The organism is Faecalicatena contorta, from assembly GCF_021531995.1.
Lineage (GTDB): Bacteria > Bacillota > Clostridia > Lachnospirales > Lachnospiraceae > Dorea_A > Dorea_A contorta_A.
Genome location: NZ_JAFBIZ010000153.1, coordinates 1 through 5,178 on the forward strand (window position 1 = coordinate 1; position 5,178 = coordinate 5,178).

Genomic DNA, 5,178 nt, shown 5'->3' on the forward strand with positions numbered 1-5,178 from the left:
GCCTTATTAAAGTGCGCCTAAAATGTCCGGTTATCTACATTTCATTCCAGAATTCGTGCTTTGCACGAATTCATCCTTGTTTTGGTTCAGAATTGCGAACAAGCTTAGCGAGTTTCGCAATTACCTACTTCAAAAACTAAAATGTAACATATTCCCAGTACACTAATTCAATGATTGCTTTTTTGTTGTATTTTTCTGACAAATGCATCCTTTGTTCATCGTGACATTCTAAACGAGTTCTTTTTGGAGTTCGCATGAACAATTAAACAACCTTTTAACTAACGTTACTTCACTATATAATTCTGGCAAATACAAGTCAATAGTGTAACATAATAAACCTTCCATTTGGGCGAATATAATTTCCATTTGGGCTATTCTATTCAAAATTTAAGCACTTGTTTAATTGATTTGAATATGGTAGAATCTACTTGCACACAGATAAGAAACGAAAGGAGTCATTGTAATGTCTGCAGATATTTTGCCTCACCATCATCATAATAATCAAGAAGTAACTCAGTTGAAAACAACATTAGATAAAACAGATACTTTTCAAACTGTTGCAGATATGTTTAAGCTACTTGGGGATAGCAGCAGAATTCGTATTTACTGGTTGTTATGTCACTGCGAAGAATGTGTTATCAATATCTCTGCACTGGTTGATATGACAAGTCCAGCAGTATCGCATCACCTGCGCCAGCTAAAAGACAAAGGATTGATTGTCAGCAGGCGAGATGGAAAAGAAGTATATTATAAAGCTGCGGATACAGAGCAAAGCCATCTTCTACATCTGACGATAGAGAAAATAATGGAAATCACTTGCCCGGAATCTGCACATTTTTTGAAAGGAACAAAGTAGAATACCAGAAGATTGCTCCTCTGGTATCTTATTTATTTAATCAACGATTATTCTTTCTATCAACAAAACTATAATTAAGCTCTTTACCTATTATCCAATCGCATCTCCCCGCTCTTCTACCAAACGGTATCCGACGCTCTCTACTCTCTTTTGGAGACACTGTCTACACTCAGCCGCTTCATCACCAGTACAAATCTTATTATCGTACAATTCATACAACTTACGTTTCTCTATCGGTGACAAGTTAGGCATCACTACATTCGCTCCGACAGCAAGTCCCTTCTCTCTTCCCAGCGGATCCACCGTCCCCAATGCGGTAGTTGCCGGAAGGAGAATCTTGGGAAACATAATTCGGATAACTGCCAACAGAAACAATGTCATTTGGTAAGCGATGAATAACATACCGTTCCAAATGCCATTTCAGATCTGAGATAATACAGTAAATAAGCAGTAAATGACTACTTTATCTATTTCAGATCCGGATGCTGTCGCATCATTCCACTATTCGTAACCAAAGGTAGTCAATCACTGTGTTTTCTACTTTGGGAGGAACAACTTATGCGTAATAAGCGAAGAACAGATGAAGAATGGCTGTCATTGATTCGGGAATGTCGCAGAAGCGGATTCTCTGATCGATCATGGTGTGAACAAAACGATATCTCCATCAATACTTTTTATAATACTGTCACAAGGCTAAGAAAAAAAGCATGTATGATACCACAGGCAACCAGGCCAACGATGGATCATTCACCGGAGATTGTACCATTATCGCTTGTTGAAGAATCTTGTGTACAAATGCCTGATCAAATGCGACAGTTGCCAACAGATGTTACATCATCGGGTGAAGCACTGACGATTATGATCAATGGCTGTAAAGTTGTAATCAATAATAATGCCGGCAGGGACGTGATTTATCATACAATATCCGCTCTGCGGGAACTTTGATTGGTGATCTGTCCAGAGTACAGAAAATCTATTTGGTATGTGGCCGAACTGATATGAGGAAATCTTTCGATGGACTCATGGCAATCATTCGGGATAACTTTCAGATGGACCCTTTCTCCAATGCAGTCTTTCTGTTCTGTGGGCGTAAAAAGAACACGATGAAAGCACTCTACTTCGACCGGGATGGATTCGTGCTCCTGCAGAAGCGTCTGGATAATGGAAAGTTCCAGTGGCCCCGCAATGCTTCGGAAGTCAGACCTTTGACCAGACAGGAATTCCGCTGGCTGATGGAAGGACTTTCTATTGATCAGCCGAAAGCAATACAGCCTGTGAAAGGCAAAGATTTTTGATTTGTACAATATGTAGATTTTGAAAAATTTTTCTACAGCCCAAACTGGTTCTCGCCGGAAGATATCCACAAATGTGAGATCATGGGAAAAGTTGTTCGTGGATAGTTATGCACAACCTCATAATGATGTGTATAACTTCACAGAAAAACTCCAAAACGGGCTGATTTTTGAAGAAAAAAAGGATACTTTTGATTCGTCATAATGCCAGTCCGTTTTTGCGTGGCATTTGCGATAATTTCGCCCTTTTAGTACAATAAATGTATCTAAAAAGAGGGAGGAATTCACGATGGATCCAGAGGGACAGAACATACTGTTTCGCAATCAGTTGGAACAAAAAGATCTTATGATCCAGATGCTTTCTGAGCGATTAAATGAAAAAGATGAAACGATCACTGATCTGAAAGAAACAATCAAAGATCTAAAAGTAACGATTGTCGGTCTTCAGGAAACACTCAATGAATTCCAGCGAAGGCTCTTTGGTACGAGTAGTGAGAAAACAAAACAAGATGAAAAACCAGAAGAAACAGTGACAACAACTGTAAAAAGTCATAAAAGAACAACACGTAAAGCAAAAGCCACACGTGAAGACCAGTATGGAAATCTTCCAATTCGCAAAGAGGTAATCCCTCTATCGGAAGAAGATAAGCATTGTCCATACTGTAATTCCCTGATGGAGTATGTAACCGAAACCTTTGTCCGGGAAGAACTCCGGATCACACCTGCGAAAGTGGAACGAATTCATTATTACCAGGAAAAATGGCAGTGCCCGGAATGCAAAAAAGATGGTGATGGAACATTCGCAGAATCCAAAACACCTACTGCCTTAATTCCGCACAGCCCGGCTTCTCCATCCATAGTCTCATATGTTGCAATGGAAAAGATAGGTTTGGCTATGCCTTATTACCGGCAGGAGTTTTTGATGCAGCAGTTGGGATTTACATTGCCAAGAGAAACTATGGCAAACTGGATTATTTATGTTGCTGAGCACTATTTTTATCCGATTTATGATCGTTTGCATGAAGAACTCTTAAAACGTGATCTGGTGCATGCAGACGAGACTACCTGTCAGGTTTTGCGCGAAAAGGGACGCGCCGCAGAACAGACATCCTATATGTGGTTATATACAACCGGAAACGATGGTCTCATACCAATCGTCCTCTATGATTACCAGCCAAGCCGCAAAGGATCCTGTGTACAAAACTTTCTGGAGGGATTTCATGGACTGGTACAGTGTGACGGATACCAGGGTTATAACAAACTGGAAGATGTCATACTGGTATGCTGTCTTGCACATGCAAGACGAAAGTTCTTCGAGGCAGTTCCGGCAGCCATGCGTAAAAGGCTGAAACTTTTGGATATCAACTCCGATGTGGTAATTGAGGATATCAATCTTCCAGATGAAGAAGAAGCAAAACAGTTGCTTCCTGCAGAAATCGGACTGCTGTATTGCAATAAACTCTTCTATCTGGATCGCACACTGAAGGATTTGGATCCCGAAGAACGAAAACAACAAAGAACAGTTTTGGAACAACCTGTATGGGATCAGTTCTGGAACTGGCTGGATACCCTTCATCCAACTGGCGGAAGCAAGCTTGGGAAAGCGGTGGTCTATGCCCAAAACCACCACGAGACGCTGATGAATTATCTGTTGGATGGTCGATGTGAGATCTCGAACAATCGAGCTGAGCGAAAAGCCAAAAGCTATGCAGTTGGACGGAAAGCTTTCTTGTTCCACACATCAGAGGCCGGAGCCGGAGCAAGTGCGGTGATGTACAGCATCGTAGAAACAGCAAAAGCAAACAATCTGAATATTTTCCAATACCTTTATACGGTACTTCTGTATATACCGGATTACTTGAATTCGTCCGCAGGTATAGAGCAGCTGATGCCATGGAGTAAATTTATAAAGGAACAATGTTCAGGGCTAATTGATGTGGAATCTAATGTTCCGGAAAATAGAATTCCCCTGCCGAATGCGTAGCAGAGGAATTGATAGTAAACGGTAGTCGTTTACTGCTTTTATTAGATTTAGAAGTATGGTAGGCGGTGTATTATTCATCGCTTACGTCATTTGGAAGCTTCCTACTGTTTCGCTATCATATATTGTATCATGATGAGGAATAAATGGACCAATCCCCACCATTTCGGGATGAAGTTCCTGCAAAAACACCAAATCTTTTGCAAGGTGAGACATTGTCTGTCCTGGAATTCCCACCATAAAACCAGCTCCTACCTGATATCCAAGTTCTTTCAAATTATATAGGCATTGTTTTCTATTCTTATTGCTCATGGATGTAGGATGCAGTAAATGATACAATTCTTTATCCGCTGTCTCATGCCGTAGCAGATATCGATCTGCTCCTGCATGACGAAATTTTCGATAACTCTCATATGATTTTTCTCCGATAGATAAAGTAACAGCACATTCTGGAAATTGTTTTTTAATATCTTGAATAATTTCTACTATATACGCATCTTTATACCACGGATCTTCTCCGCCCTGCAATACAAACGTGCGATACCCGAGAGCATAACCGCTCTGACAGCATGCAAGAATCTCTTCCTTAGTAAGGCGATACCGTATGATATTACAATTATCTCTCCGAATACCACAATAGTAGCAGTTATTCCTACAGTAATTGGTAAATTCTATCACCCCTCTGGTATGTACCTTATTTCCATAATATGTTTTTCTAATCTGGACCGCTTCATCTTTAAGCCTAGCAAATACTACTTCATCGTTCCAATATTCAAGTAGCTTAATATACTCTTCCTCTGTAAGACTGTGCTGTTCTAGAAATTTATCTATTACTACCATACCCGTCACCTATCTACTTCACTCGTTACTTTTACTACAAGTATAATCATCCAGAAAATTATATTTCGCACCATCCATCTGGTGTTAATGATTTCATGAGCTGTCACCAGACTGCTCACACGAATTGTCATCAGATTGCTTAACTGCCTGTCATAGATAATGGTGGATTCGCCGCCCGAAAACGGGCGGCTGACTTTTACTTAGTTGTG

Annotated in this window: 5 protein-coding genes and 1 pseudogene; 4 read left to right on the forward strand and 2 right to left on the reverse strand. The window is 40.4% G+C overall.

Features of this window, described 5'->3' with window-relative positions:
• Positions 1-463 precede the first annotated feature (463 nt).
• Positions 464-856 carry an ArsR/SmtB family transcription factor gene (locus JQM82_RS14240; RefSeq protein WP_235251057.1) on the forward strand — a complete coding sequence of 131 codons (393 nt, stop codon included), beginning with the start codon at positions 464-466 and terminating at the stop codon, positions 854-856.
• Between the two features lie 90 nt (positions 857-946).
• Here JQM82_RS14240 and JQM82_RS14245 read toward each other — a convergent pair.
• Positions 947-1,240 (reverse strand): annotated as a pseudogene (locus JQM82_RS14245) ([FeFe] hydrogenase H-cluster radical SAM maturase HydE); the annotation flags it as partial.
• Positions 1,241-1,414: 174 nt separating this feature from the next.
• On the opposite strand from JQM82_RS14245, the gene tnpA reads away from it, so the two are divergent.
• The 3 genes from tnpA to tnpC all read left to right on the forward strand — a co-directional run bounded on the left by tnpA (position 1,415) and on the right by tnpC (position 4,132).
• Entirely contained in the window at positions 1,415-1,801 is a 387-nt protein-coding gene (gene tnpA, locus JQM82_RS14250) for an IS66 family insertion sequence element accessory protein TnpA (protein ID WP_235251058.1), read from the forward strand.
• Positions 1,802-1,833: 32 nt separating this feature from the next.
• Positions 1,834-2,151 (forward strand): IS66 family insertion sequence element accessory protein TnpB, encoded by a 318-nt coding sequence (tnpB, locus tag JQM82_RS14255; RefSeq protein ID WP_268827751.1) that lies wholly within the window; start codon positions 1,834-1,836, stop codon positions 2,149-2,151.
• 286 nt (positions 2,152-2,437) lie between these two features.
• The gene (gene tnpC / locus JQM82_RS14260) at positions 2,438-4,132 is read left to right on the forward strand and encodes an IS66 family transposase (RefSeq protein ID WP_235251060.1); all 1,695 of its coding nucleotides are present in this window, start codon (positions 2,438-2,440) and stop codon (positions 4,130-4,132) included.
• Positions 4,133-4,213: 81 nt separating this feature from the next.
• Here the strand turns inward: tnpC and hydE are convergent, their stop codons facing one another.
• Entirely contained in the window at positions 4,214-4,969 is a 756-nt protein-coding gene (gene hydE / locus JQM82_RS14265) for a [FeFe] hydrogenase H-cluster radical SAM maturase HydE (RefSeq protein WP_235251062.1), read from the reverse strand.
• Positions 4,970-5,178 lie beyond the last annotated feature (209 nt).

What these genes read in the sequence shown, in the direction of transcription:
- JQM82_RS14240 (WP_235251057.1), top strand. Translation starts at nt 464, where the DNA reads ATGTCTGCAGATATTTTGCCTCACCATCATCATAATAATCAAGAAGTA.
- tnpA (WP_235251058.1), top strand. Translation starts at nt 1,415, where the DNA reads ATGCGTAATAAGCGAAGAACAGATGAAGAATGGCTGTCATTGATTCGG.
- tnpC (WP_235251060.1), top strand. Translation starts at nt 2,438, where the DNA reads ATGGATCCAGAGGGACAGAACATACTGTTTCGCAATCAGTTGGAACAA.
- hydE (WP_235251062.1), bottom strand. Translation starts at nt 4,969, where the DNA reads ATGGTAGTAATAGATAAATTTCTAGAACAGCACAGTCTTACAGAGGAA.